A 25,836-nucleotide genomic window follows, 5' to 3' on the forward strand; every position below is an offset into this window, starting at 1 on the left:
GAGCGCGGCTCACGCGTCCAGGCGGGTGTCCTCCGACGCCGCGGTGAGGGCGGCGACCTCGTCGTCGGCGAGCTCGAGGTCCGCCATCGGCAGGATCGTGCGCAGCTGCTCGACGCTGCGGGCCGACGCGATGGGCGCGGTGACGGTCGGCTGGGCCGCCAGCCACGCGAGGGCCACCGACGCCATCGGCACCCCGTGCGCGCCCGCGACCTGCTCCAGCACCCCGAGCACGCGCACGCCCCGGTCGTCGAGGTACTCCACCGCGCCGCCGGCGCGCGCCGAGGCCATCGGGCCGCTCGTGTCCGGGGAGTCACCGGGGCGGTACTTGCCGGTGAGGAAGCCCTTGGCCAGCGAGAAGTACGGCATGACGCCGAGGTCCGCGGACGCTGCGACGTCGGCGAGCTCGTCCTCGTAGACCGCCCGCTCGACGAGGTTGTAGTGCGGCTGCAGCGCGACCGGCCGGGTGAGCCCGTGGTGCTCGGCGACGGTGAGCGCCGAGGTCAGGCGCTCGGCCGAGAAGTTCGACAGGCCGACGTGGCGGACCTTGCCGGCCCGCACGAGCTCGTCGAACCCGCCCAGCGCGTCCTCGAGCGGCGTGTCCGGGTCGTCGCGGTGGGCGTAGTAGAGGTCGATGTGGTCGGTGCGCAGCCGGCGCAGCGAGTCGTCGCACGCGGCGCGGACGTTCTCCGGCGACAGCCCCGGACGCTCGGGCCACGACCCCACCTTGGTGGCCACGACCACGCGGTCGCGCACCCCGCGCGCCGCCATCCAGCCGCCCAGCACCCGCTCGGAGTCGCCGCCGGTGTTGCCCTCGACGCGCCAGGTGTAGGAGTCGGCGGTGTCGACGAAGTCGCCGCCGGCGTCGAGGTACGCGTCGAGCACGGCGGCCGAGGTCTCGGCGTCGGCGGTCCACCCGAACACGTTGCCGCCCAGGCAGAGCGGGTGGACCTCGAGGTCGGTGCGGGGGATGCGGACGCGGGACACCATGCCGACCACCGTAGGCCCGAAGGAGGAAACATCCGGCGGATACGCTCCCGCCGACCTCCGCGGGAGACCGAGGCTCCGGCGGGCCGAGGGGCGCGGGTGTGCGCGCGTCCGGAGTCGACGAAGGAGCTCCCCGTGATCACCAACGCCTTCCGGGTCGACCCGTGGACGGTGCACGAGCCGCGCGTCGACCTCGACGCCCTGCCGCAGACGGAGTCGCTGTTCGCGCTGGCCAACGGCCACGTCGGGATGCGCGGCAACCTCGACGAGGGGGAGCCGCACGCGATGCCCGGCACCTACCTCAACTCGTTCTTCGAGTCCCGCCCGCTGCCCCACGCCGAGGGCGGCTTCGGCTTCCCGGACGAGGGCCAGACGCTGGTCAACGTCCCCAACGGCAAGCTCATCCGGGTGCTCGTCGACGACGAGCCGCTCGACGTGCGCTACGGCGAGGTGCACGCCCACCACCGCACCCTCGACATGCGCGCGGGCACCCTGACTCGCCACGTCGACTGGACCTCGCCCAACGGGCAGCGGGTCACCGTCACCTCGACGCGCATGGTGTCCTTCTCCCAGCGCGCGGTCGCGGCCATCTCCTACGAGGTCGCGGTGCCCGAGGACGCGGGCTCGGAGGCCCTGCTCGTCATCCAGTCCGAGCTCTTCGCCAACGAGCAGATGCCCGTCATCGAGGGCGACCCGCGCGTGGCGGCCGCGCTGCAGGACGTGCTCGTGCCCGAGCACCATTCCAACTCGAGCCACGGCGCGCGCATGACCCACCAGACCCGGCGCTCCGAGCTGCGCGTCGGCGCCGCCATGGAGCACCAGGTCTTCGGTCCCGACGACGCGCAGGTGACGAGCTCCTGCTCGAACAACGTGGGGCGCACCACCGTCATCACGCGCCTCAAGCCCGGGCAGACGCTGCGGGTCGTGAAGTACATGGCCTACGGCTGGTCGAGCCAGCGCTCGCAGCCCGCGATCGTCGACCAGGTGGAGGCCGCGCTCGACGCCTCGGTCTACACCGGCTGGGACGGCCTGCTCGACGCGCAGCGCGAGTACCTCGACGCGTTCTGGGAGAAGGCCGACCTCGAGATCGACGGGGACCCGCGGCTGCAGCAGGCGCTGCGATTCTGCCTGTTCCAGGTGCTGCAGGCCGGGGCCCGGGCCGAGCACCGGGCGATCGGCGCGAAGGGCCTGACCGGCCAGGGCTACGACGGTCACTGCTTCTGGGACGGCGAGACGTTCGTCCTGCCGGTGTTCATGTACACCCAGCCGCGCGCGGCCGCCGACGCCCTGCGCTGGCGGCACTCGACGCTCGACATCGCCTGCTCCCACGCCGCCCACCTCGGGCTCGACGGCGCGGCGTTCGCCTGGCGGACCATCAACGGCGAGGAGTGCTCGGGCTACTGGCCGGCGGGCACCGCGGCGTTCCACGTCAACGCCGACATCGCCGACGCCGTCATGCGCTACGTCGCCGCCACCGACGACCGCGAGTTCGAGCGCACCGTCGGCGTCGACCTGCTCGTCGCGACCGCACGGCTCTGGCGCTCGCTGGGCCACCACGACAGCGACAGCGCGTTCCGCATCGACGGCGTCACCGGCCCCGACGAGTACTCCGCGGTGGCCGACAACAACGTCTACACCAACCTCATGGCGCAGAAGAACCTGCGCGGGGCCGCCGACGCGGCGGTCCGGTGGCCGCGGGAGGCCGAGCGGCTGCACGTCAGCCCGGAGGAGGTGGCGAGCTGGCGGTCGGCCGCGACCGCCATGGTGATCCCGTTCGACGAGGGCCTCGGCGTGCACCAGCAGAGCGAGGGCTTCACCCGCCACGCGGTGTGGGACTTCGAGAACACTCCCGAGGAGCACTACCCGCTGCTGCTCAACTACCCGTACTTCGACCTCTACCGCAAGCAGGTCGTCAAGCAGCCCGACCTGGTGCTGGCCATGGTCCAGTGCCCGGACGCCTTCACCCCGCAGCAGAAGCACGACAACTTCGTCTACTACGAGCGGATCACCGTCCGCGACTCGTCGCTGTCCCCCGGCACGCTCGCGGTGATGGCCGCCGAGACCGGGCACATGGACCTCGCCTACGACTACCTGTGCGAGTCGGCGCAGATGGACCTCGCCGACCTCGAGCACAACGTCCGCGACGGCGTCCACCTCGCGGCGCTGGGCAGCGCGTGGACGGCGATCGTCATGGGCCTCGGCGGGATGCGCACCCACGACGGGCGGCTGACCTTCGCGCCGCGCCTGCCCGCGGCGCTGTCCGGCCTGCGGTTCCGCATCCAGTGGCGGGGGCGGTCGGTGCACGTGGCCATCGAGGGCGCGCACGCGACCTACACCCTCGAGAAGGGCGACGACCTCGAGCTCGGCCACCACGGCGAGGAGTTCACGGTGTCGACCGACGAGCCGGTGACCCTCGACGTGCCGCCGCCGCCGGCGGTCGGCGAGGTCGAGCAGCCGCCCGGACGGGCCCCGCTCTTCCGCCGCCACGCCTAGCGTCGCGCCGAGCCGAGCTCACCCCACGCGGCGTACCGGCACGATCCGGTGCCGCCGCCGGGCGGCGCACACGCCCAGCGCGCGCCAGGGCACCGGCGGGGTCGGCGCCTGGTAGCGCGAGCGGCCCGGGTGCCAGAGGCCGTCGGGGCCGCGGTCCCAGCGTGCCACGCCCGGCACCTGGCCGAGCACGGTCACCGACACGACGTCGTGGGGCTCGGGGTCGACGGACACGTCGTAGCCGTCGCCGCCGACGGGGAGACCGCAGCGGCAGTGGGTCAGCGTGGCGCGGTGCCCGGTGGCGGTGGTCGTCGTGGTGCCGGAGGCCGGCTCGGCCGGGAGGATCCAGGTCGCCTCGCCGGGCGTCGCGGGGACCGTCGGGGAGGCGGGGCGCACGGCAGACGGTTCGGACACGAGGACCCCCACATCGCGCGCCAGCACTGTTACATGTAGCGGGAAGCGTAGTTCACCGGTTCGTGTCGCGGGAGATGGCTACCCTTCCGGGCGACCGGCGCCGACCGGCGGCGCCGCACGGGGGCTCGAGGGGGACTCGGCGCGTGCAGGGGGACACGCAGCGCAGCGGGGCCGGACAGGCCGGTTCCGCCGACACGGACACACCGCGGGGGCCGGACCGGTCCGACCCGAGCGCCCTGCGCTGGCTGATCGGGAACGAGCTCCGGGCAGCGCGGGAGCAGGCCGGGCACACGCAGACCGCCGCGGCGCGGGTCCTCGACTGCACCCACGCGAAGATCAACTACCTGGAGCAGGGCAAGAACCAGCAGCGTCCCGACGAGGTCGCGCGGCTCCTGCAGTCCTACGGCGCGGCCACGAGCGACATCGGCCGGCTCGCCACGCTCGCGTCCAACGCCGACCGCGGGACCTGGTGGGCGCCGTTCGCCGACGTCGTCCCCGACTGGCTGCGCACCTTCGTCGGGCTCGAGGGCCTGGCGACGGCCGCGTTCGCCTACGAGCCGCTGCTGCTGCACGGGCTGCTGCAGACCCGCGCCTACGCCACCGCGCTGCTCGAGGACGCGCTGCGCGTGCCGGTCGTCGACGTGGAGCGCGTGGTGGGCCTGCGCCTCGCCCGCCAGCAGCGCCTGCACGACGACGGCCGGCCGTTGCACTACGAGGCGGTGATCGAGGAGACCATCCTCGACCGCCTCGTCGGCGGCCCGGCGGTGATGGCCGAGCAGCTCGACCACCTCCTGCGCCTCTCGGAGCAGGACAACGTCGTCATCCGGGTGATGCCGCTCGCCGTCGCGGTGCACGACGGGCTGGACGGCGAGTTCACGCTCCTGGATTTCGACGCTGCGCGATCGATCGGTTACGTGGAGTTCCAGGACGGGGCGGTCTACGTCCAGGATCCCGACCGGATTGGCGGATACCGCACGGCCGCTGCCAGACTCCGCTCCGCGGCGCTGCCGGAGGACGCCTCGCTCGAGGTGATCCGCACCCGGCGTGCGGCACTGCGCTCCTGACCGGGGCCGGCACCGCCGCCGCACCGCTCCCCCCGTGCAAGGAGACGTGCCCATGACCCACGGATGGCGGACCTCCAGCTTCAGCTCCAACGGCGCGAGCTGCGTCGAGGTCCTCGAGGCCGACGGCGACACCTACCTCCGCGACACCAAGGAGCACGGCGAGGGTGCCGTGCTGCACCTCGACCGCCGGGCCTGGTCGGCGTTCCTCGACGAGGTCGCCCGCGACGCCCCCTCGGCCAACGGTGCCGTCGAGGTGACGGTGCACGAGGACGACGCCCGCGTCGTGCACGAGACCGCCTCGGGCGCGGTGCTCCACTTCCGCGACGACGAGTGGGTCGCCTTCCGGCGCGGCGTGCTCGCCGGCGAGTTCGGCGGCGTGGCCGGGGGCTGAGCCTGCGTTCAGCCGGTGCCGTTGGCGCCGCCGCCCGGCGCCGGTACAGCCGGGACGGAGGAGGTGACGTCTCCGCCGCCACCGCCGCCACCGCCGGTGCCTCCGTCGTCGTCACCGCCACCGCCACCCCCGCCGGGCTGAGGCGCGACCGTGGTCGTCCGGGTCGTGGTGGTCACCGGGGGCGGGGCGACCGTCGTGGTCGGCGCCGGGGTGGTCGTCCGCCGCGAGCGGGTGGTCGTCTCCTGCTCGGTGGTTGTCGTGCTGCTCGTCGTCAGCACGGGCGGGGGCACGGGCAGCGCGGGCGGCGCCGCCTCCTCCCGGTTCGAGAGCAGGAAGTAGCCCCCGACCCCGCCGGCGAGCAGCAGCGCCAGCAGCGCGACGACCGCGGCCCGCCGGCCCCGGCGCGGCGCCGCGGCGGCCCCGCCGGTCCGCGGGTCGTCGGGACCGACGAGCGCCGTCGGGTCGGCCGCGCCGTACGCGCCCGTGGACCCGTAGGCCCCGTAGGCCCCGGCGGCACCCGCCGCACCCGCCGCACCCGCCGCACCCGCCGCACCCGCCGCGGGGCCGTAGCCGCCGGGCGGGGTGGACATGCGGCGCGTCGGCCCGCTCGCGGTCCCGCCCATCGGGGCGTACGCGGTGGCGCCGGTGCCCGGGCCCATCGCCGTCGTGCGCATCGCGCCGCTGCCCGTGGCCGGCGCCGGGGCGAGCACGGTCTGGGCGTCCATCCCGGCCTCGCGGGCCATCATGCGCAGCTCGCCGACCACCTGCTCGGTGGTGGGGCGCTCCAGGGGCTCGTCGACGGTCATCGCCGCGAGCAGGTTGCCCAGCGGCGCCGGCAGGTCCGGCGGGATCTCGGGCGCGCGGTGCAGCCGGGCGACGGCCGCCTCGAGGGCGTTGCCCGGGTACTCGCGGCGGGCGGTGATGCACTCGAGCAGCACCAGGCCCAGCGCGTAGACGTCCGACGCCGGGCCCACCTGCTGGCCGCGGACCTGCTCCGGCGACAGGTACGACGCCGTGCCGATGACCATGCCGGTCGCGGTGATGTTCGTGGCGTCGGCGAGCACGGCGATGCCGAAGTCCGACAGGTGCGGGCGGCCGTCCATGTCGAGCAGCACGTTGCCGGGCTTGATGTCGCGGTGGACGACGCCGTGGCGGTGGACGTAGGTGAGCGCGTCGCCGAGGGCGGTACCGAGGGCGACGACGTCGCCGAGCGCGAGCGGGCCGCCGCGGATGCGGTCGGCGAGGGACTCGCCCTCGATGAGCTGCATGACGAAGTACGCACGGTCGCGCTCCTGGCCGACGTCGTAGATCGTCACCAGGCCGGGGTGGTTCATCCCGGCGAGCGTCTGGACCTCGCGCTGGCGCCGGGACTCGTCGGCCTCGCCGACGCCGGCGGGGAAGAGCTTGACGGCGACGTCGCGCCCGAGCAGCTCGTCACGGGCACGGAACACCTCGGCCGCGCCGCCGCGGCCGATGAGGTCGCCGAGGGTGTAGCGCCCGCCGCCCACGGTGGGCGGCGGGCCCGCCTCCGTCGAACTCACGCCCGCGCGCCTCCTCGTTCCCCGTCCACCCCGGCGCGTGCCGGCTCGTCGTTCGTCACTCGTCACGGCGGGCCCGGCTCCCCGGGTCCACCCGCCCATCGTGCCTGGCCGCTCGCCACGACCGACGGCCACCCTGCCGCACGGCCCGCCCGCGGCGATACCTCCGCACCTCCTCCCCCCGGGCGGAGGTGCCCTCGACAGGGTGTGGGGTGGGCGATCCCGCGGGTACCGTGCCGGTCCAGAGCTCCGCCCGGACCGTGGAGGACCGATGAGCCGCGACGACTACGTGCAGCAGGGCAAGCAGTTCGCCAACGACCTGCGCGACACGGCCAGCAAGAAGGTGGCCGACAACGAGCAGAGCATCCGCGGCGCGATCGGCAAGGCCGCGCGCTGGGTCGACCAGAAGACCGGCGGCAAGTACGCCGACCAGATCGGGCGGGCCGAGGCGAAGGTCGGCGAGGGCGTCGGCTGGGCGGCCAAGCAGGGCACGGGCGACCCGCAGGCGCCGGGCGCGGCGGCCGGCGACGGCACCGAGCACGGCACCCCCGGTACCGCCGGTACGGCGGGCCCACAGGGCGCCGCCGGCACCCCCGGCCCGCGGCCCTCGGGCAACCAGCCCCCCGGCACGCAGACGCCGAGCGCCCCGGACGCGGGCGGCGCCGACCCGACCCCGCCGCACGCCGAGGGCGCGCCGGCCGGCCCGGGCGCCTCCACCACCGGGCCCGGTGGGGTCGGCGAGCCCGCCACGGGCCCCGTCGGACCGCCGACCGCCCGCCCCGGCGCCGGCCCCGCGCCGTCCGACACCCCGACCGACCCGGGCCGCCCGACCCACCCGCCGCGCGACCCCGACGGCGGAGCCGGCGACCGGCCGCGCCCGCCGCGGTCGTGAGGCCGGCGACACCCACCGGAGCCGCGCGTGGCTGAGTTCGAGAAGGCCACGCGCCCCGAGCCCACCGAGGAGTCCGGGCGCTACACCGTCCTCCTCGACGAGCAGTGGAGCATCGGCCCGAAGCTGCACGGGGGCTACCTCCTCGCCGTGCTGGCCCGGGCCGCCCGCGAGACGGTCGCCGCGCAGCGTCCGGAGCACACCTGCCCGCAGGCGGTGACCGGCACGTTCCTGCAGGCCCCCGAGCCCGGGCCGGCGTCCCTCGAGGTCACCGTGCTGCGGCTCGGGCGCGGGGCGTCGCAGCTGCGCGTGCGCCTCGACCAGGGCGGCCCGGCGGTCGAGGCCGCGTGCGTCCTCGGCCCGCCCGCGACGCCGTCGCCGCACGACGTCGAACCGCCCCCGCCGGAGCTCACCCCGTTCGAGGACTGCCCGCGCAGCCCGTCGAGCACCGACGACGGCCGCGGCTCGCTACCGATCATGGACGTCGTCGACACCCGCCTCGACCCGCGCACCACCGGCTTCCTCCGTGGGGCGCCGTCGGGCGAGGGCCGCATCTCGGGCTGGGCCGCCCTCGACTCCGGCGAGCCCTGGACGCCCGAGGGCCTGCTGGTGGTGCTCGACGTGCTGCCGCCGGCGACGTTCGACATGGGCGTGCTGGGCTGGTCGCCGACGATGTCGCTCTCGGCGCACGTGGTCACCGAGCCCGCCCCGGGTCCGCTGCGGGTCACGCAGTGGGTGGAGCACGCCGGCGCCGACCGCATGCACGAGTCGTGCCGCGCCTGGGACCCCGCGGGCCGGCTGGTCGGTCACGCCCACCAGCTGGCGGCGATCCGCCGGTAGGGGCTCCTACTCCGTGGTGCCGTCGGCGAGGATCCGCCGGAAGCCCGCGTACGGGGCGAGCACCTCGGGCAGCGTCACCGAGCCGTCCTCGGACTGGCACTGCTCGAGGATGGCGGCCATGGTGCGCCCGATCGGCAGGCCCGAGCCGTTGAGCGTCGCGACCTGGCCCCGCCCGCCGTGGGCGTCCTTGCTGCGGATGCCCGAGCGGCGTGCCTGGAAGGTGCCGCAGTCCGAGCAGGAGGAGATCTCGCGGTAGGTGTCCTGGCCGGGCAGCCACACCTCGATGTCGTAGGTGAGCCGGGCGTTGAAGCCCATGTCGCCCGCGGCGAGGCGGATCACCCGGTACGCCAGGCCCAGCTCCTGCAGGCAGGCCTCGGCGTGGCCGAGCATCACCTCGAGCTCCCGGGAGGACTCCTCCGCGGCGCACAGGCGCACCAGCTCGACCTTCGAGAACTGGTGCAGCCGCAGGATGCCGCGGGTGTCGCGGCCGTAGGAGCCGGCCTCGGACCGGAAGCACGGCGTCCAGGACGTGTAGGCGCGCGGCAACGTCTCGGCGGGGAGGATCTCGTCGGCGTGCAGCGCGGTGAGCGGCACCTCGGCGGTGGGGATGAGATAGAGCCCCCGGTCGCCGGTGGCGGTCCGGAAGAGGTCCTCCTCGAACTTGGGCAGCTGGCCGGTGCCGGTCATGGTCTGCCCGCTCACGAGGTAGGGCGGGGAGAACTCGGTGTAGCCGTGCCGCCCCGTGTGCAGGGCCAGGAAGAACGAGGCGATGGCGCGCTCCAGCGCCGCGCCCGGCCCGCGGGCGAGGGAGAACCGGGCGCCGGAGAGCTTCGCCGCCCGGCCGAAGTCGAGGATGCCCATGGCCTCGCCGAGCTCGACGTGGTCGCGCGGGGTGAACCCGAACGCCGGGGGCTCGCCGACGCGGCGCACCTCGACGGCGTCGTCCTCGGAGTCGCCGTCGGGCGCCTCGTCGGCCGGCAGGTTCGGGATGACGAGCAGCAGGTCGCGCAGCGCCGCCTCGGCGGCCTCGACCTCGTCCTCCGCCTCGCGAATGCGTTCCTTGAGCTCGCGCGCGCGCTCCTTCAGCGCGTCCACGTCCGCCGACGACGCACCCGACTTCGCGGCCTTCCCGACCTCGGCGGCCGCGCGCCGGGACTCCGCGCGCAGCTCGTCGACCGTCCCGATCGCGCTCGCCCGCCGCGACGACATCGCCTCCAGACCCGCGAGGTCGAGCTTGTAGCCCCGGCGGTCGAGGCGGCGCACCGCCTCGTCGCCGAGCTCGAGCAGGAGGCGTGCGTCGTGCATCGCGTCGGTCCTCTCCGGCGGTCTGCGGGCTCCGGGACGGCGGTCCCCGGCACGACCCCCTCCGGGATGAGCAAAGGCCCCGGCCGTGGGTCACGACCGGGGCCCGCAGATCGAAGGGAGTGCTGGTGGGCGAGGGGGGAGTTGAACCCCCACATCCTTCCGGATACACGGACCTGAACCGTGCGCGTCTGCCATTCCGCCACTCGCCCGGAGTGATCTGTGGAAAACGCTAGCACGTGCCCTCCGACGCGCTCGGAAGGAGGTCGGCACCGGCGAGGAGGCGACCGATACCATCGAGGCCTCCCGGCCGGTGTGGCGACACTCCGGACGGGGCAGCAGTGACGGGACGACCGCGCGAGCGTCGGACGAGGAGGGATCGCGGTGGGGCGCGCACAGCGCTTCGAGCGCAAGCTCGAAGGACTGGTGGGTGACGCCTTCGCACGCGTGTTCGGTGGCAAGGTCGTCCCGCAGGAGATCGCACAGGGCCTTCGCCGGGAGGCGGAGGACGGCGTGCGAGAGTTGGCAGGTGGGCGTCGCCTGGCGCCCAATCAGTACACGGTGGTGCTCAGTCCCGCAGACCACGAACGTTTGGCCGGCGACGAGGAGACCATCACCCACTCGCTCATCGAGGTCGTGGAGGAGCACCTCACAGAGGGCGGGTGGGAGACATACGGTGAGGTCGTAGTCTCTCTGGAGCGTTCCGACGCGCTGCACACGGGACAGTTCCGCACCAGGTCGTCCGTTGACCCCGACGCGTCGCGGCGACGGGCCGCGAGCCCCCGATCCGCAGGAGAACAGCCCATGAGTCAGGCACCCGGTCGCTACCCGGACGACCAGCAGGGTCGCGACGGCAACTACCCGCAGGACCCCTACGGCCAGCAGGGCGGCTACCCGCAGCAGCAGCAGGGGGGCTACCCGCAGCAGGGCTACGGCCAGCAGGGCGGGTACGACCAGTACGGGCAGCCGCAGGGCTACCCGCATCAGGGCGGCTACCCGCAGCAGGGTGGCTACGACCCCTACGGCCAGCAGGGCGGCTACCCGCAGCAGGGCTACGGCCAGCAGGGCTACGACCAGTACGGCCAGCCGCCGGGGTACGGGCAGCAGGGCTACGACCAGTACGGCCAGCCGCAGGGCTACGGCCAGCCGCAGCCCGGCTACGACCCCTACCAGCAGCCGGGGTACGGCCAGCAGGGCTACGACCAGTACGGCCAGCCCCAGGGCTACCCGCAGCAGGGCGGCTACCCGCAGCAGGGCGGCTACGACCCCTACGGCCAGCAGGGCGGCTACGGCGGCCAGTACGGCCAGGGCGGGTACGACCCGTACGGCCAGCAGGGCGGCTACGACCAGTACGGCCAGCAGGGCGGCTACGGCGGCGTGCAGACCCGCCAGATGACCGCGTCGCTGACGCTGGACGACGGCTCGAACCGCTCCTACCAGCTGGTCAACGGCTCGAACGTCATCGGTCGCGGCCAGGACGCCCAGTTCCGCCTCGCGGACACCGGTGTGTCGCGTCGTCACCTCGAGATCAACTGGGACGGCCAGCAGGCCACCCTGTCCGACCTCGGGTCGACCAACGGCACGACGGTCAACGGCACGCCCGTGCAGACCTGGCAGCTCGCCGACGGCGACACCATCCGGGTCGGGCACTCCGCGCTGCTGTTCCGCGCGCAGGGCTGAGGCCCGAAGGCCCGTCGGCGTGCCCGAACTCGTCCTCCAGATCACGCGGGCCGGTTTCCTGGCCCTGTTGTGGCTGTTCGTCCTCGCCGCGTTGCGGGTCGTCCGCAGCGACCTCTACGCGGCCTCGGGTCTGCGGGCCGCGGCGCCCGGCGGACGACGTCCCCCGACACGCGGGGGAACGTCCAAGCCGGCCCGCGGCGGCGGCCGCTCGGGGCCGCGTGCCCTGATCGTCACCGCCGGTGCCCTCGCGGGCACCCGCATCGCCCTGGACGGCCGTCCGATTATGATCGGGCGGGCGGACGACTCGACGCTGGTGCTCGACGACGACTACGCGTCGACCCGGCACGCACGCATCTCCCAGTCGGGCGACGACTGGTACGTCGAGGACCTCGGGTCGACCAACGGCACGTACCTCGACCGCAACAAGGTCTCCGGACCCACCCGGGTCCCCGCGGGCACCCCGATCAGGATCGGCAAGACGGTCATCGAGCTCCGCTCATGACCAGCTCGCCGCTCGGTCGGGCCCCCATCCGGACCCGGGTGACGACGCCCTGTCCCCTCCCGTGCAGGATCGACCCGTGACCCTGGTGCTGCGCTATTCCGCTCGCAGTGACCGGGGCCTGGTGCGGCAGAACAACCAGGACTCGGTCTACGCGGGCCCGCGCCTGCTCGCCCTCGCCGACGGCATGGGCGGACACGCGGCCGGCGAGGTGGCCTCGAAGCTGGTCATCGCCGCGCTCGTGCCGCTCGACGACGACGAGCCCGGCGACGACCTCCTGGGTGAGCTCGCCGAGGCCACCGCCCAGGGCAACGACGCGATCACCGAGCTCGTCGCCGAGGAGCCGGACCTCGACGGCATGGGCACGACGCTGACCGCGGTGCTCTTCGCCGGCAGCCGGCTGGGCATGGTCCACGTCGGCGACTCGCGGGCCTACCTGTTCCGTGACGGCGTCCTCACGCAGATCACCCGCGACGACACGTTCGTGCAGTCGCTGATCGACGAGGGCCGGATCACCGAGGACGAGGCCGCCAGCCACCCCCAGCGCTCGCTGCTGCTGCGCGCGCTCACCGGCCACGACGTCGAGCCCGCGCTGACGGTGCGCGAGGCCCGCTCCGGCGACCGCTACCTGCTGTGCTCCGACGGCCTGTCCGGCGTCGTGAGCGCCGAGACGCTCGCCGACGCGCTGACGATCCCCGACCCGCAGGACTGCTCCGACCGCCTCATCGAGCTCGCCCTCAAGGGCGGCGGCCCGGACAACGTCACCTGCATCGTCGCCGACGTCGTGGACGTCGACTACGGCGAGCACGACCCCATCTACGGCGGCGCCGCCGGCGACGGTCGCGCCGACCCCCCGCCCGGTGACTCCGCGGCCGCGCGCGCCTCCGCCGCGACGCTGACCCGCAGCGAGCCCGAGGCGCGCCCCGCACCCGCCGCCTCCGAGTCCGCGCGCCGCCGTCCCGGTCGCACGCGCCTGCGCCTGGCCCTCGCCGCGCTGGCCGTCGTCGCGCTCGCCGGCATCGCCGTGCTCGCCGCGACCGTCTACGTGTCGAGCCAGTACTACGTCGCCGGCGACGACGACACCGTGGTCATCTACCAGGGCGTGCCCGGCTCGTTCCTCGGCGTCTCGCTGCAGAGCGTCGCGGAGGACTCCGGGGTGCGCGTCGCCGACCTCACGCCCGTCGCGCGCCAGCAGCTCGCCGGCGACGGCATCCGCGTCGAGGACCTCCCGGGCGCCCAGCAGACGGTCGACCGGCTGCGGACCGAGCAGATGCTGCCGCCGTGCGAGCCCGTGGCCGCCACCCCGGTACCCGGCGCCGTCCCGGGCGCGGTGCCCGGTGCCGTGCCGGGTGCGGTGCCCGGCGCCGTCCCGGGTGCGGTGCCCGGTGCCCCCGGCGGCGCGCCGGCGCCCGTCCCCGGGACGCCCGACACCGCCGCCGGCCAGGCGCCCGTCGCGTCCGCCGCGCCGACCGAGCCGCAGGTCCCGGGCCGGGACTGCCGGGTCCCGTGATGACGCGGCCCACCGCCCCCGGCGCCGGGGCGCCCGGGGTGCCCGGCGTCGAGCGGCCGGCCGACCGCACCGCGCTGCGGCCGGCCATCGCGGCCGCCGTCTCCACGCGCCGCGGCGTCGAGCTGGCGCTGCTCGCCTTCGCCGCGGTGATCACCACCGGCGCGCTGGTGCTGGTCGAGGCGAACCAGGAGCAGGAGCTCACCTGGGCGCTGCTCTACCTCGGCGCGGCCTACCTGGCCCTGCTGGCGCTCGCGCACCTCGCCGTCCGCAAGTTCGCGCCCTACGCCGACCCGCTGGTGCTGCCGCTGGCCGCGCTGCTCAACGGCGTCGGGCTGGTGATGATCCACCGGATCGACCTCGCCCGGATCGCACGCGCCGCGAGCCTGGGCAACGAGGAGCCGGCCCAGGAGGCGGTGCGCCAGGTCGGGTGGACCGCGATCGGTCTCGTCTTCTTCGTCGGCGTGCTCTGGCTCGTGCCCGACCACCGCACGCTCGCGCGCTACGGCTACACCGCCGGGTTCGTCGGGCTGATCCTGCTGGCGCTGCCCGCGGTGCTGCCCGCCTCGCTCTCCGAGGTCAACGGTGCCCGCATCTGGATCCGCCTGGGCCCGGCGAGCATCCAGCCCGGTGAGTTCGCGAAGATCCTGTTCGTCGTCTTCTTCGCGTCGTTCCTGGTGGTCAAGCGCGACCTGTTCACCAGCGCCGGCAAGCACTTCCTCGGGATGACGTTCCCCCGGCCCCGCGACCTCGGGCCGCTGCTCGTCGCCTGGGGCGTCGCGATGGCGGTCCTGGTCTTCGAGTCCGACCTCGGCACCTCGCTGATGTTCTTCGGGATCGTGCTCGTGATGCTCTACGTGGCGACCGAGCGCATCTCCTGGGTGATCATCGGTCTCACGATCTTCGGCGCCGGCGCCTTCGCGGCGTGGACGTTCGTCTCGCGCGTCCAGGTCCGCGTCTCGGTGTGGCTCGACCCGTTCGCCGACTACAACGGCCGCGGCTTCCAGGTCAGCCAGGGGCTGTTCGGGCTGGCCACCGGCGGCATGGGCGGCACCGGGCTCGGCGCCGGGCGCCCCGAGCTCGTGCCCTTCTCGAGCACCGACTTCATCTTCACCTCGCTCGGCGAGGAGATCGGCCTCGTCGGCATCGCGGCCCTGCTGGTCATCTACTGCGTGCTCGCCACGCGGGCGATGCGCAGCGCGCTGGCCGTGCGCGACACCTTCGGCAAGTTGCTCGCCGCCGGACTCGGCTGGGCCCTCGCCTGGCAGGTGTTCGTCGTCGTCGGCGGCGTCATCAACCTCATCCCGAACACCGGCATCACCGCGCCGTTCGTGTCCTACGGCGGCTCGTCGCTCGTCGCCAACTACGCTCTCGTGGCGCTGGTCCTGCGGGTGTCGAACGCGGCCCGGCAGCCGGCGCAGGAGAAGCGTCCCGGCACCCCGGCGGGTCCGCAGGCCCCGCTCGCGCCGCTGGCCGAGGCGAGCACCGAGATGGTCTCGCGCGACCAGGTGCGCACCCCGCCGCAGGGCGTGCGCCACCAGGACGCCACCGCGGGACCGGTGGGTCACGCCGGTCACGCCGCCCCCGGAGGCCATCCCGGCCCCGCCCCGCGAGGAAGGACCCGAGGAGAGTGAACACCCCGCTGCGACGGGTCTCCCTCGCGGTCATGGTGCTGATCCTGCTGCTGCTGGGTCAGGCCACCTGGATCCAGGTCGTCAAGGCCGACGAGTACCGCGCGGACCCCCGCAACGCCCGTGTCCTGCTGGACGAGTACTCCCGCCAGCGCGGCCAGATCTCGGCCGGCGGCGAGGTGCTCGCCCGGAGCGTCCAGAGCCCCGACCCGGGCGACCGGCTGCGCTACCTGCGCGAGTACACCGACGGCCCGCTCTACGCGCCCGTGACCGGCTACTACTCGCAGATCTACGGCGCGGGCGGCATGGAGCGGGCGATGGACCCGGTGCTCAACGGCACCGACGACCGCCTCTTCGTGCGTCGCATCTCCGACGCGATCACCGGTCGCGACCCGGCCGGCGGCAACGTGGTCCTCTCGATCGACCCGCGGGTGCAGCGCGCCGCCTACGAGGCGATGACCTCGCGCGGCTACCAGGGCTCGGTGGTGGCGATCCGCCCGCAGACCGGCGAGATCCTCGCCATGGTCTCGACGCCGTCCTACGACCCGAACCCGCTGGCCAGCCACTCGGGCACCGTCCAGCAGCGGGCGTGGAACGAGCTCACCGAGGACGACCCGCCGACGCTGACCAACCGCGCGATCAGCGAGACCTACCCGCCCGGGTCCACCTTCAAGATCGTCAACACGGCGGCGGCGCTCGAGGCCGGGCTCATCACGCCCGAGGCCCCGGTGACCGCGGCGCCGCGGATCACGCTGCCCGACAGCACGACGACGCTGGAGAACTACGACGGCAAGCCGTGCGGGCCCGGCGCGACGGTGCCGTTCGCCACGGCGTTCGCGAAGTCCTGCAACGGGCCGTTCGCCAACCTCGCGGTGCAGGTCGGCCCGGACCGCCTGCGCCAGATGGCGACGTCGCTGGGCTTCGGCAACCCGGGGCTCACCGTTCCGATGCCCGTCCAGGCCTCCGAGGTCGGCGACCTCGACGACGGCGCCTCGCTCGCGCAGTCCGGTATCGGCCAGCGCGACGTGCGGCTGACGCCGCTGCAGAACGCGATGATCGCCGCGACCGTGGCCAACGGCGGGGTGACGACGGCCCCGCACACGGTCGCCCAGATCCAGGGCCAGGACCTCTCGACGGTGGAGCGGACCGAGCCGGACAGCACGGGGCGCGCGTTCTCGCAGTCGACGGCGAACACGCTGACCCGGCTGATGATCGGCTCGGAGAACAACGGCTCGGGTCAGGGCCGCATCCCGGGCGTGCAGATCGCGTCCAAGACCGGCACGGCCGAGTGGGGCGCGAACCCCAAGACCAACCCGCCGCACACCTGGTACGACGCCTTCGGCCCGGTGCCCGACCCGCAGATCGCCGTCTCGGTGATCGTCGAGCGCGGCGGCAACCGGGGCGAGGAGGCCACCGGTGGGTCGGTGGCCTCGCCGATCGGCCGCGCGGTCATCGCCGCGGCCCTGGGGGGCGACAACTGATGGCCCCCACCACCGGCTCGCTCATCGGCGACCGCTACCGCCTCGGCCGGCGCATCGCGGTCGGCGGCATGGGCGAGGTCTGGGAGGCCGAGGACGCCCGGCTCGGCCGCGCCGTCGCGGTGAAGATCCTCAAGGCGGAGCTCACCGGCGACCCCGAGTTCCTGCACCGCTTCCGCACCGAGGCGCGCACCGCCGGTTCGCTGAACAACGCGGGCGTCACCGCGGTGCACGACTACGGCGAGACCACCACCGAGTGGCAGACGGCCAACGGCACCGTGCAGGTGCCCACCGCCTACCTCGTCATGGAGCTGGTCCGCGGCGAGCCGCTGGCCCAGATCCTCGCCGTGCACGGGCGCCTGGGCGTCGACTACACCCTCGACATCCTCGAGCAGTCGGGCTGGGCGCTCGAGGCGGCGCACGAGCGCGGGCTGGTCCACCGCGACGTCAAGCCCGGCAACATCCTCGTGATGCCGACCGGCCAGGTGAAGATCACCGACTTCGGCATCGCCAAGGCCGTCGACGCGGCGCCGGTGACGCGCTCGGGCATGGTCATGGGCACGGCGCACTACATCGCGCCCGAGCAGGCCGGCGGCGGCGACGCCGGCCCCGCCTCCGACGTCTACTCGCTGGGTGTCGTCGGCTACGAGTGCCTGGCCGGGCGGCGCCCGTACCTGTCGGAGAACGCCGTGACGGTCGCGATGATGCACATCCGCGACCCGCTGCCGCCGCTGCCGAACGACGTGCCGCCGGTGGTCCGCCAGCTCATCGAGGCGACGCTGGCCAAGGACCCGCGGCAGCGCTACGCGACCGGCGGCGAGTTCGCGCAGGCCGTCGGCGCGGTCCGGCGCGGCGAGCCGCTCCCGCTGCCGGGCAGTGGCAGCGCGCCCACCGAGCGCGTCAACCCGTCGACGCGCGTCGCGCCGGCGATGTCGCGCGAGCCGTCGCCGCCGCGCGGGGCCGAGCGCCCCGACCGCTGGGCGTCGCGCCCCGAGGAGCCCCGGCGCCGCGGGCCCTGGGGCACCGTCGCCGCGCTCGCCCTCGTGGCGCTGCTGCTCGTCGCGGGCGTGCTCTGGGTGATGAACTCGGTCGAGACGTCGAGCCCGCCGCCCCCGGCCGCGAGCACCACGGCCTCGTCGACCACCACCACGCCGAGCCCGACGACCACGCGGAGCTCGCGCACCACGACGTCCTCGTCCGCCGCGAACGGGGTGTCGGTCAACCCGGTCGACTACGTCGGGCGCCCGGCCTCGGTGGCCTCGGCCGCCCTGCGCGAGTCGGGCCTCGACCCCGAGGTGTCGACGATCCTCGGCGGCGACCCGTCGGACCCGTCGCGGTGCCGGGTGCTCTACCTCTCCCCGACCGGTGACGTCCCGCGCGGGGAGACCGTGACCGTCACCTGTCAGGAGTTCTGAGGATGACGACCCCACGGCTCCTGTCCGACCGCTACGAGCTCGGGCCCGCGCTCGGCTACGGCGGGATGTCCGAGGTGCACGGCGGCCGCGACGTCCGGCTCGGCCGGGACGTGGCCATCAAGGTCCTGCGCGCCGACCTGGCCCGCGACCCCCAGTTCCAGATCCGCTTCCGCCGCGAGGCCCAGAACGCCGCCGCGCTGAACCACCCCGCGATCGTCGCCGTCTACGACACCGGCGAGACGCCCACCGACGACGTGCCGCTGCCCTACATCGTCATGGAGTACGTGGCGGGGCGGACGCTGCGCGACATCGTCAAGACCGAGGGGCCCATGGAGCCCTTCCGGGTCTGCGAGGTCCTCGCGGACGTCTGCGCGGCGCTCGACTTCTCCCACCGTCACGGGATCATCCACCGCGACGTGAAGCCGGCCAACATCATGATCACCACGGCCGGCGCGGTGAAGGTGATGGACTTCGGCATCGCCCGGGCGCTGTCCGACGCCCAGCCCGCGGTCACCCAGACCGCCGCGGTCATCGGCACCGCCCAGTACCTCTCGCCCGAGCAGGCCCGCGGCGAGTCCGTCGACGCCCGCTCGGACGTCTACGCCACCGGCTGCGTGCTCTTCGAGCTGCTCACCGGGCGCCCGCCGTTCACCGGCGACTCGCCGGTCGCGATCGCCTACCAGCACGTGCGGGAGGACCCGCCCGCGCCCTCGGAGATCAACCCGCGGGTGCCGCCGGAGCTCGACGCCATCACGCTGAAGTCGCTGGCCAAGAACCCGTCGAACCGGTACCAGACCGCCGACGAGATGCGCGAGGACTTCTACCGCGTCCTGTCCGGCGAGCGGGTGGGCGCGCCGGCGGTGATGACCGCGCAGGAGCGCGACGACTACATGACCGGCGGCCAGCCGGTCGCCGGCGGCACCGGACCCGTCGACGAGGTCGACGACTTCGCCGCCTGGCAGGCCGAGCAGTCCGAGGCCCGGCGCCGGCGCGGGCGCCGGCGCGCCCTCGGGTTCGTCGCCGTGCTCGCACTGCTCGCCGCGCTGGCCGGCGTGTACTTCCTGTTCTCGCCGGGGGCCAACACCGTCGCGGTCCCGACCGTCGTCGGGCAGCAGCAGGCCGCGGCGCTGCAGACGCTGTCCTCCGCGGGCCTGCGCCCGACGGTCATGCCCGTGGCGTCGACACCCGAGCAGGTGGGCCAGGTCGTCACCACCAACCCCAGCGGCGGGCTCGAGGTGCCGTCGGGGAGCGTCGTCGAGCTGCGCGTCGGGCGGGGTCCCGACCGCGTCCAGGTCCCCGACCTCACGGGGCAGACGGCGAACGAGGCCCAGGCGAGCGTGCAGCGCCTCGGCCTGACCCTCGCGCCGGTACCCCAGCAGCGCGAGGTCGACGACGCGCGCCAGATCGGTCGTGTCCTCGCCCAGGAGCCGGCGGCCGGGCAGTTCCTGGCGCCGGGCACGCCGGTGCAGCTGACCATCGGTCGGGAGCGCGAGACGCTGCGCGTGCCCGACGTCGTCGGCCAGGACCGCCAGACCGCGACCACGACCCTCGAGGGCGTGGGGTTGCAGGTCGAGGTCACCGAGGTCGACGGGAGCGGGGCCGCGGGCACCGTCGTCGCCACCGACCCGGGATCCGGCTCGACGGTGTCGAGCGGCTCGACGGTGACGCTGCGGGTGTCGCGGGGCAGCGAGGGCCAGGTCCAGGTGCCGTCGCTGGTCGGGCAGCTGCCGTCGGAGGCGGTGCAGACGCTGGTCAACGCGGGCTTCCGCGGCGGCAACCTGCAGCGGACCTCGCAGTCGGTCGACGACCCGTCGCAGGACGGGAAGATCCTCAGTCAGAACCCGTCCGCCGGCTCGAACGCCGATCCCGGGTCGAGCGTGGCGGTGGTCGTCGGCCGCTACCAGCCCGGGGGCGAGGACGGCGGCAGCGGGCTCTTCCCCGGCGGGAACTGAGGTTCAGGCCGGCGGGGCGGCGGCGAGCGCCAGCGCCCGCAGGCCCTCGGTGAGGTCGCGGACCACGCCGTCGTCGACCGGGTGGCCGGACAGGTCCATCCACGTCGCGAGCAGCCGGTGGCCGTCCTCGGTGAGCACCGACTCGGGGTGGAACTGGACGCCGTGCAGCGGCAGCTCACGGTGGCGCATGGCCATCAGCACGCCGTCGTCGGTCCAGCCGGTGGGCTCGAGCTCGGCCGGCAGCGTGTCGGGCAGCACCGTGAGCGAGTGGTAGCGGGTGGCCGTGAACGGGGTGCGCAGCCGGGCGAGCACGCCGGCGCCCTCGTGGTGCACCAGCGAGGTCTTGCCGTGGCGGAGCTCCGGCGCGCGCTCGACGACCCCGCCGTACGCGGCGCCGAGGGCCTGGTGGCCGAGGCAGACGCCGAGCATCGGGCGCCCCACGGCGGCGCAGCGGCGGATGACCTCGGTGCTGGCGCCGGCGCCCTCCGGCGTCCCGGGACCCGGGCTGACGAGCACGCCGTCGACCTCGTCGACGAGGTCGACCACCCCGTCGACGTCGTTGCGGCGCACGACCGGGTCGGCACCGAGCTGCGCGAGGTACTGGACGAGGTTGTAGACGAAGCTGTCGTAGTTGTCGACGACCAGGACGCGCATCCGACCAGCGTACGGGGGCGGAGATCGATCCCGGTCCACTAGACTGCCGCTCGAGTGTCTCGCCCGATCGGAGCCGACGTGCCGAAGTCCAAGGTCCGCCGCAAGCCGGCCTACACCCCGCCCCCGAAGGCCGGGCCCGCGCCCGCCGGGCCGTCACACCCGCTGTACGTCGGGATCATGCTCGGCGTCGGCCTCATCGGGCTGGCGTGGCTGGTGGTCAACTACCTCGCCTCCGAGTCGATCCCGTTCATGCAGGACCTCGGCGCGTGGAACTTCCTCATCGGCTTCGGGCTCATCGTGGTCTCGCTGCTGATGACCATGCGCTGGCGCTGAACCACATCGATGTCATTCGTCCACCGCTGTGGATGAACCCTGTGGACAGGTGAGCGACGAGCCGCCGACGGCGTGGGCCGCGCCCTGGCCGACCGTCGTGCTCGGCCTGGTCGGCGCCCTCGGGCTCGGGGCCTGGGCGGTGGCTGCCACCGACCCGCCCGGCCGCCTGCTCACCGGTCTCGCCGCGCTCGCCCTGGCCCTCTCCGCGGCGTTCGGGGCGCTGGCCCGCCCACGGTTGCGCGCCGACGCCGACGGGCTCGCGCTGCGCGGGGTCGGCGGGCGGCACGCCTGGCCGTGGACGCGCGTCGACGCCGTGCGGTCGGTGCGCATGCGCCGGCTGGGCCTGCCCGCCTCGTACCTCGAGGTGGACGTCCGCGACGAGGGCACGGACCCCGGACGGCTGCTCGTGCTGGGTCGCCTCGAGCTGGGCGCCGACCCGGTCGAGGTCGCCGACGCCCTCCAGCACCACCGGGCGCGGGCGGGGCGGCGGCTAACCGGTCAGGGTCAGGACCCGGACCGCGACGAGGACGAGCAGGACGACGGCGATCCCGCCGACGGCGAGGAGCCCGGCGGTCGGGCGTGAGCGGGCCGGTCCGTGCACCAGGACCGTCGCCACGAGCAGGCCGGTGACGAGGCCGCCGAGGTGCCCGAGCAGCGACAGACCCGGGATCGTGAAGCTCAGGACGACGTTGATGCCGACGATCAGCAGCGCCGGGCCCTGGTTGAGCTGCAGTCGGCGCAGGACGACGAGCAGGGCGCCCATCAGACCGAACACCGCGCCCGACGCGCCGGCGACGGGGCGATAGGTCTCGCCGAGGAGCACGACGGCCACCGAGCCGCCGAGCAGCGACACCCCGTAGAGCAGCGCGAATCGCAGCCGCCCCAGGACCAGTTCGAGGTCCCGGCCCAGCACCCACAGCGCGAACATGTTGACCGCGATGTGCAGCGGGCCGATGTGCAGGAAGCCCGAGGTTACGAGCCGCCACCACTGCCCGGCCGCGACGTCGGCGGGCACGAGCCACATGGCCTGGGCGAGCGGCGAGGCGACGTTGTCCCAGACGCTGCCGGCGGCGACCGCCGTGAGCAGGAAGACGACGACGTTGACCACGACCAGCGTCGTCGTCACGACGGGTCGCTCGCCCGGCCGGCCGCCGGTCGCGGCCCGCGGGCGGCGGACGTTCCCACCGGCACGGTTGGCCTCGGCGATGCAGTCGACGCAGTGCGCCCCGACGGGAGCCGGGCGCAGGCAGTCGGGGCACGCGGGACGCCCGCAGCGGGTGCAGGCGAGCGCGGTGGGCCGGTCGGGGTGCCGCACGCAGTACGGCGCCGCGTCCGGACCCGCGGCGGGGCCGGGTCCCGGTGCCGTCACGGGGTCCTCACGGGGTCATCACGGTGGAGCCGCTCCTCAGGAGGAGACCTCGACAGAGTTGATCACGATGTCCTGGACCGGGCGGTCGCCCGGTCCGGTCGCGGTGGCCGCGATGGCGTCCACGACGTCGCGGGAGCTCTGGTCGGCGACCTCGCCGAAGATCGTGTGCTTGCGGTTGAGCCAGGTGGTCGGCGCGACCGTGATGAAGAACTGCGAGCCGTTCGTGCCCGGCCCGGCGTTGGCCATGGCGAGCAGGTAGGGCCGGTCGAAGCGCAGGTCGGGGTGGAACTCGTCGGCGAACTTGTAGCCGGGGCCGCCGCGGCCGGTGCCCGTCGGGTCACCGGTCTGCAGCATGAATCCCGCGATGACGCGGTGGAAGATGGTGCCGTCGTAGAAGGGGCCGCTGCTGCCCCCCTTGGCGTTGGGCTCGCTGTACGACTGCTCTCCGGTGGCCAGACCGACGAAGTTCGCGACGGTCGTGGGCGCCTCGTTGGGGTACAGCCGGACGGTGATGTCCCCCTGGGAGGTGTGGAGCGTGGCGGTCGGGGTGTCGGCGGTGGTCACCCGGCCATCGTGCCACCCCTCACGTGACGACCTTCGAATGGAGTAGCGGTCACCTTCCCCCCGCTTCACTCGCCCCGTCACACATTCCCCGTCGCTTCGCTCGCTCGTCACCTTCCCCGTCGCTTCGCTCGCCCCGTCACACATTCCCCGTCGCTTCGCTCGCCCCGGGGTGTGACGTCCCGGCGGGTCGGGCACCTGCACCGCAGTGGCCGGGGGCATCATGGCCGCCCACCGACGAGTGAGGTGAAGTCGTTGAGCAGCAAGACTCTGATCGGCGCCAGGGAGGACCTGGACGATCTGCGCAAGGAGGGCCAGAAGGCCCGCAAGCAGGCCGAGAAGCGCGCGCAGAAGGCCGCCGACCAGGCCCGCAAGGACCGCGAGAAGGCCCGCAAGCAGGGGCAGAAGAAGCGCGCCGAGGTGCGCAAGGACGTCCGCCGGGCGGCCGACGAAGCCCGCCAGCGCGTCCTCGACGCCCGCGCGGAGGCCCGTCAACGCGCCGACGAGGCGCAGGCCGAGGCCCGCAAGCGCGCCCAGGAGGCCCGCGAGGAGACCCGCAAGCGCGCCAACAAGGCCGCCAAGGAGGCCCGCAAGCAGGCCAAGGTGTACGCCAAGGACGCCCGCAAGCGCCTCGAGCAGTCCGCGGTGCCGACCACCGCCGACGAGTTCCGCGACCTCGGCGAGACCGTGCGCGGCCAGTTCGAGGACGGGCTGACCTCGGTGCGCAAGGACCTCGCGGCCCGCATCGAGCCCGAGGAGCCGAAGAAGCGTCGCCGCTGGGGCCTCTGGCTCGTGGTGCTCGCGGTGCTCGGGGCGGGCATCGCCGTTGTGGCGACCCGGCGCGAGCCGGAGCTGCCGCCCCCGCCGCCGCCCGCGCCGCGCCCCCGCCCGGTGACCACCGAGGCGCCCGTCGCGCCGGGCCAGGCCGGCAGCCAGGAGGTCCCGACCCACACGGCCACCGACGCGGTGTCCGGCAGCAGCCCGAACGGCGCGGTCTCCTCCGACAAGCCCGCCACCGGCGGCAAGGAGTAGGTCCGCACCCGGCCACCCTCGTCGGCACGGCCCGCCCCCCGTCCTGCGACCAGGGGCGGGCCGTTCGCGTCCTCACTCGAAGAGTCGTCGGAGCCGGTCGCCGGCGCCGACGCCCCGGTCGAGCACCGCGTCCTGCGGTCGCCCGCCGACGACCGCGGCGACGTTGGTCGCGCTGGTGCTGCCCGGTGTCAGGTAGCCGACGTGGCCGCGGGACCCGGCGAGCACCCGCCCGTCGGGCAGCGCGACCTCGCGCGCCGAGAGACCGGTGACGCCGGGCATCCGATTGGGGTCCGGCCCGAACCAGCCGGTATCGGCCACGGGGTCGCCGGGCGCCTCGACCACCCACGCGTGGCCCGGCGGGCGCCCCGGGGACGGCCCGACGCCCGGGCTGCCGAGGTACACGACGTCGTCGACCCCGGCCGCGCCGCCCGGGGCGAGCGCCGCCGCCGTGACCACCGAGCCGTACGAGTGCCCGACCGCCGTGACGTGCGCGTCCGGGCCGGGGTGCGCGGCGTCCAGCCCGTCGAGGAACGACGCCAGCCGCCGCCCGCCCTCCTCGGCCGGACCGCGCCCGAGCACCGACCGGTCGGGGTCGGCCACCTCGTCGAGCTGCGGCGCGTCGTAGCCGTACCAGGCGACCGCCGCCGTGCCCGGTCCCGCGCTCGCGGCGAGGGCGTCGAGCTCCTCGAGGCGCCCCGGGAGCTCGTCGACGCCGGTGGTGAAGCCGGGCGTGACGACCGCGACGTGCGCGGCGGTGTCGACGTCGCCGTGGGCGACCGCGGCGCGCACGCCCTCGCCGTCCTCCGGGTGCCGGTCCACCTCGAGATCCAGCAGCGCGCGCCCGGGGCGGTCGACGGCCGCGGCGACGGCGCGGAGCCGCGCGAGGCGCGCCCGGACCTCGCGCAGCTCCCACGCGGCCGTGACCAGCCCGACCGGGTCGCGGACCCGCGCCAGGCGCTCCCGCACGGCGCGCTCCTCCGCGAGCGCGCGCCCCTGCTCGGTGGCGAGCAGGCGCCGGTTGGCGCGGTCGCGGACCGCGGCGGGCAGGCCGTCGAGCCCGCCGACCAGCGCCGGGCGGTCGCGCTCGAGCGCCGCCCGCGCTTCCGGGTCGAGGCCCGCCCACCACCGGGCGACGCCGGCGGGGTCGAGGGCGCCGGCCGGGGTGGTCGGCGGTGCGTGCGAGGTGTCGCGGCCCGCGGCGTCCAGGGCGAGCGCCAGCGCCGCGTCGACGGCGGCGGGCGCGGTGCCGCCGGCGAGCGCCACCGTCGCGACCCCGAGCGCGGCGAGCACCCCGTCGACGTCGGCGAGCAGGTCCTCGTGCCGCCGGCGCAGGGCCGCGCGCGCCTCCTGCGCCCCCCGCGCCGCGTCGCCGCGCCAGTCCGGCACCGCGCCGGCCAGCACGTCCCCGGCCCGGGCCAGGTCCGCGCGGGCCGCGAGCAGGCGGACCGCCGCGAGGGCCGGGGTCAGCGGCAGCGTCACGGCGCCCCGCCCCCGAGGACGCCCGCCGCGTCGTCGTCGCCGGCGAGGTAGGTGGCGGCGGCGAGGTCGAGCGCCTCGCCGTGCGCGGCGAGGTCGTCGCACCACCGGCCGACCGCCGCCTCCCACCGGTCCGCCAGCGCCGCGGCCGCCGGCGCCGCCCGCCCCGCGGGCAGGATCGCCAGCCCGCGCACCGCCTCCGCCGGCCCGTCCGCCGGCGCCTCCCCGGCCGCCGCGACGCACGCCGCGCCCGCGGCCCGCAGCGCCGCCGGTGACACCCCGAGCCCGTCCTGTTCGTCCACACCTCGTTCGACGCCGCCCGACCCGGAGCGGATCC

General features: G+C 75.0%; 24 protein-coding genes and 1 tRNA gene. 15 read left to right on the forward strand and 10 right to left on the reverse strand.

All coding sequences use genetic code 11. The features are described 5' to 3' along the window. Positions 1 to 9: 9 nt before the first annotated feature. A complete protein-coding gene (locus tag ACYX4T_RS19045; protein ID WP_476010851.1) occupies positions 10 to 987 on the reverse strand; it encodes an aldo/keto reductase in 978 nt (325 codons plus the stop codon). A gap of 132 nt (positions 988 to 1,119) precedes the next feature. Between ACYX4T_RS19045 and ACYX4T_RS19050 the strand changes: the two genes are divergently transcribed. Beyond that, positions 1,120 to 3,477, forward strand: a complete 2,358-nt coding sequence (locus tag ACYX4T_RS19050) for a glycoside hydrolase family 65 protein (RefSeq protein ID WP_476010852.1) — start codon at positions 1,120 to 1,122, stop codon at positions 3,475 to 3,477. An 18-nt stretch (positions 3,478 to 3,495) separates the two neighbouring features. Here ACYX4T_RS19050 and ACYX4T_RS19055 read toward each other — a convergent pair whose 3' ends face one another. Beyond that, complete coding sequence (locus tag ACYX4T_RS19055) at positions 3,496 to 3,888, reverse strand: hypothetical protein (protein ID WP_476010853.1); 393 nt, start codon at positions 3,886 to 3,888, stop codon at positions 3,496 to 3,498. Between the two features lie 143 nt (positions 3,889 to 4,031). Between ACYX4T_RS19055 and ACYX4T_RS19060 the strand changes: the two genes are divergently transcribed. Together ACYX4T_RS19060 and ACYX4T_RS19065 are read left to right on the forward strand one after the other, a co-directional pair. Continuing rightward, the gene (locus ACYX4T_RS19060; protein ID WP_476010854.1) at positions 4,032 to 4,952 is read left to right on the forward strand and encodes a helix-turn-helix domain-containing protein; all 921 of its coding nucleotides are present in this window, start codon (positions 4,032 to 4,034) and stop codon (positions 4,950 to 4,952) included. A 52-nt stretch (positions 4,953 to 5,004) separates the two neighbouring features. Further along, positions 5,005 to 5,343: a DUF397 domain-containing protein gene (locus tag ACYX4T_RS19065; RefSeq protein ID WP_476010855.1), complete on the forward strand. Its 339-nt coding sequence runs from the start codon at positions 5,005 to 5,007 to the stop codon at positions 5,341 to 5,343. Between the two features lie 8 nt (positions 5,344 to 5,351). On the opposite strand, the gene ACYX4T_RS19070 is transcribed toward ACYX4T_RS19065, so the two are convergent. Continuing rightward, a complete protein-coding gene (locus ACYX4T_RS19070) occupies positions 5,352 to 6,884 on the reverse strand; it encodes a serine/threonine-protein kinase (RefSeq protein ID WP_476010856.1) in 1,533 nt (510 codons plus the stop codon). A 268-nt stretch (positions 6,885 to 7,152) separates the two neighbouring features. Here ACYX4T_RS19070 and ACYX4T_RS19075 point away from each other — a divergent pair, with 268 nt between their 5' ends. Beyond that, positions 7,153 to 7,773 (forward strand): antitoxin, encoded by a 621-nt coding sequence (locus tag ACYX4T_RS19075; protein ID WP_476010857.1) that lies wholly within the window; start codon positions 7,153 to 7,155, stop codon positions 7,771 to 7,773. A gap of 27 nt (positions 7,774 to 7,800) precedes the next feature. Then, the gene (locus ACYX4T_RS19080) at positions 7,801 to 8,610 is read left to right on the forward strand and encodes a thioesterase family protein (RefSeq protein WP_476010858.1); all 810 of its coding nucleotides are present in this window, start codon (positions 7,801 to 7,803) and stop codon (positions 8,608 to 8,610) included. A gap of 6 nt (positions 8,611 to 8,616) precedes the next feature. On the opposite strand, the gene serS is transcribed toward ACYX4T_RS19080, so the two are convergent. Both serS and ACYX4T_RS19090 read right to left on the reverse strand, forming a co-directional pair. After that, a complete protein-coding gene (gene serS, locus ACYX4T_RS19085; protein ID WP_476010859.1) occupies positions 8,617 to 9,915 on the reverse strand; it encodes a serine--tRNA ligase in 1,299 nt (432 codons plus the stop codon). A 123-nt stretch (positions 9,916 to 10,038) separates the two neighbouring features. Beyond that, positions 10,039 to 10,124: transfer RNA gene (locus ACYX4T_RS19090), tRNA-Leu, on the reverse strand. Positions 10,125 to 10,296: 172 nt separating this feature from the next. Here ACYX4T_RS19090 and ACYX4T_RS19095 point away from each other — a divergent pair. The 7 genes from ACYX4T_RS19095 (at position 10,297) to pknB (ending at position 20,074) form a co-directional block, all read left to right on the forward strand. Next, positions 10,297 to 11,592 carry a DUF3662 and FHA domain-containing protein gene (locus ACYX4T_RS19095; RefSeq protein ID WP_476010860.1) on the forward strand — a complete coding sequence of 432 codons (1,296 nt, stop codon included), beginning with the start codon at positions 10,297 to 10,299 and terminating at the stop codon, positions 11,590 to 11,592. 19 nt (positions 11,593 to 11,611) lie between these two features. Continuing rightward, positions 11,612 to 12,094 (forward strand): FHA domain-containing protein FhaB/FipA, encoded by a 483-nt coding sequence (locus tag ACYX4T_RS19100; protein WP_274231257.1) that lies wholly within the window; start codon positions 11,612 to 11,614, stop codon positions 12,092 to 12,094. Between the two features lie 76 nt (positions 12,095 to 12,170). Beyond that, entirely contained in the window at positions 12,171 to 13,601 is a 1,431-nt protein-coding gene (locus ACYX4T_RS19105; protein WP_476010861.1) for a PP2C family protein-serine/threonine phosphatase, read from the forward strand. Beyond that, positions 13,601 to 15,232, forward strand: a complete 1,632-nt coding sequence (locus tag ACYX4T_RS19110; protein WP_476010862.1) for an FtsW/RodA/SpoVE family cell cycle protein — start codon at positions 13,601 to 13,603, stop codon at positions 15,230 to 15,232. The genes ACYX4T_RS19105 and ACYX4T_RS19110 overlap by 1 nt, the downstream gene beginning before the upstream one ends. Continuing rightward, positions 15,229 to 16,710, forward strand: coding sequence for a peptidoglycan D,D-transpeptidase FtsI family protein (locus ACYX4T_RS19115; RefSeq protein WP_476010863.1), 1,482 nt, complete (start codon positions 15,229 to 15,231; stop codon positions 16,708 to 16,710). Before ACYX4T_RS19110 ends, ACYX4T_RS19115 begins: the two co-directional genes overlap by 4 nt. Next, complete coding sequence (locus tag ACYX4T_RS19120; protein WP_476010864.1) at positions 16,710 to 18,122, forward strand: serine/threonine-protein kinase; 1,413 nt, start codon at positions 16,710 to 16,712, stop codon at positions 18,120 to 18,122. The genes ACYX4T_RS19115 and ACYX4T_RS19120 overlap by 1 nt, the downstream gene beginning before the upstream one ends. Before the next feature lie 2 nt (positions 18,123 to 18,124). Further along, the gene (gene pknB / locus ACYX4T_RS19125; RefSeq protein WP_476010865.1) at positions 18,125 to 20,074 is read left to right on the forward strand and encodes a Stk1 family PASTA domain-containing Ser/Thr kinase; all 1,950 of its coding nucleotides are present in this window, start codon (positions 18,125 to 18,127) and stop codon (positions 20,072 to 20,074) included. A gap of 3 nt (positions 20,075 to 20,077) precedes the next feature. Here pknB and ACYX4T_RS19130 read toward each other — a convergent pair whose 3' ends face one another. Next, positions 20,078 to 20,728, reverse strand: coding sequence for an aminodeoxychorismate/anthranilate synthase component II (locus ACYX4T_RS19130; protein ID WP_476010866.1), 651 nt, complete (start codon positions 20,726 to 20,728; stop codon positions 20,078 to 20,080). A 78-nt stretch (positions 20,729 to 20,806) separates the two neighbouring features. On the opposite strand from ACYX4T_RS19130, the gene crgA reads away from it, so the two are divergent. Both crgA and ACYX4T_RS19140 read left to right on the forward strand, forming a co-directional pair. After that, the gene (gene crgA / locus ACYX4T_RS19135) at positions 20,807 to 21,061 is read left to right on the forward strand and encodes a cell division protein CrgA (protein WP_274231264.1); all 255 of its coding nucleotides are present in this window, start codon (positions 20,807 to 20,809) and stop codon (positions 21,059 to 21,061) included. A 49-nt stretch (positions 21,062 to 21,110) separates the two neighbouring features. Further along, positions 21,111 to 21,644: a PH domain-containing protein gene (locus tag ACYX4T_RS19140; protein ID WP_476010867.1), complete on the forward strand. Its 534-nt coding sequence runs from the start codon at positions 21,111 to 21,113 to the stop codon at positions 21,642 to 21,644. Here ACYX4T_RS19140 and ACYX4T_RS19145 read toward each other — a convergent pair. Both ACYX4T_RS19145 and ACYX4T_RS19150 read right to left on the reverse strand, forming a co-directional pair. Then, a complete protein-coding gene (locus ACYX4T_RS19145; protein WP_476010868.1) occupies positions 21,552 to 22,430 on the reverse strand; it encodes a rhomboid family intramembrane serine protease in 879 nt (292 codons plus the stop codon). The genes ACYX4T_RS19140 and ACYX4T_RS19145 overlap by 93 nt on opposite strands. A 36-nt stretch (positions 22,431 to 22,466) precedes the next feature. After that, on the reverse strand, positions 22,467 to 22,994 hold the full coding sequence (locus ACYX4T_RS19150) for a peptidylprolyl isomerase (RefSeq protein WP_476010869.1): 528 nt from the start codon (positions 22,992 to 22,994) through the stop codon (positions 22,467 to 22,469). Between the two features lie 252 nt (positions 22,995 to 23,246). Here ACYX4T_RS19150 and ACYX4T_RS19155 point away from each other — a divergent pair, with 252 nt between their 5' ends. Continuing rightward, on the forward strand, positions 23,247 to 24,023 hold the full coding sequence (locus tag ACYX4T_RS19155; protein ID WP_476010870.1) for a hypothetical protein: 777 nt from the start codon (positions 23,247 to 23,249) through the stop codon (positions 24,021 to 24,023). A gap of 72 nt (positions 24,024 to 24,095) precedes the next feature. On the opposite strand, the gene ACYX4T_RS19160 is transcribed toward ACYX4T_RS19155, so the two are convergent. Both ACYX4T_RS19160 and ACYX4T_RS19165 read right to left on the reverse strand, forming a co-directional pair. Next, positions 24,096 to 25,502: an alpha/beta hydrolase gene (locus tag ACYX4T_RS19160; protein WP_476010871.1), complete on the reverse strand. Its 1,407-nt coding sequence runs from the start codon at positions 25,500 to 25,502 to the stop codon at positions 24,096 to 24,098. After that, positions 25,499 to 25,801 carry a hypothetical protein gene (locus tag ACYX4T_RS19165; protein WP_476010872.1) on the reverse strand — a complete coding sequence of 101 codons (303 nt, stop codon included), beginning with the start codon at positions 25,799 to 25,801 and terminating at the stop codon, positions 25,499 to 25,501. The genes ACYX4T_RS19160 and ACYX4T_RS19165 overlap by 4 nt, the downstream gene beginning before the upstream one ends. Positions 25,802 to 25,836 lie beyond the last annotated feature (35 nt).

It is taken from the genome of Actinomycetospora sp. ABD4_176 (assembly GCF_056311855.1).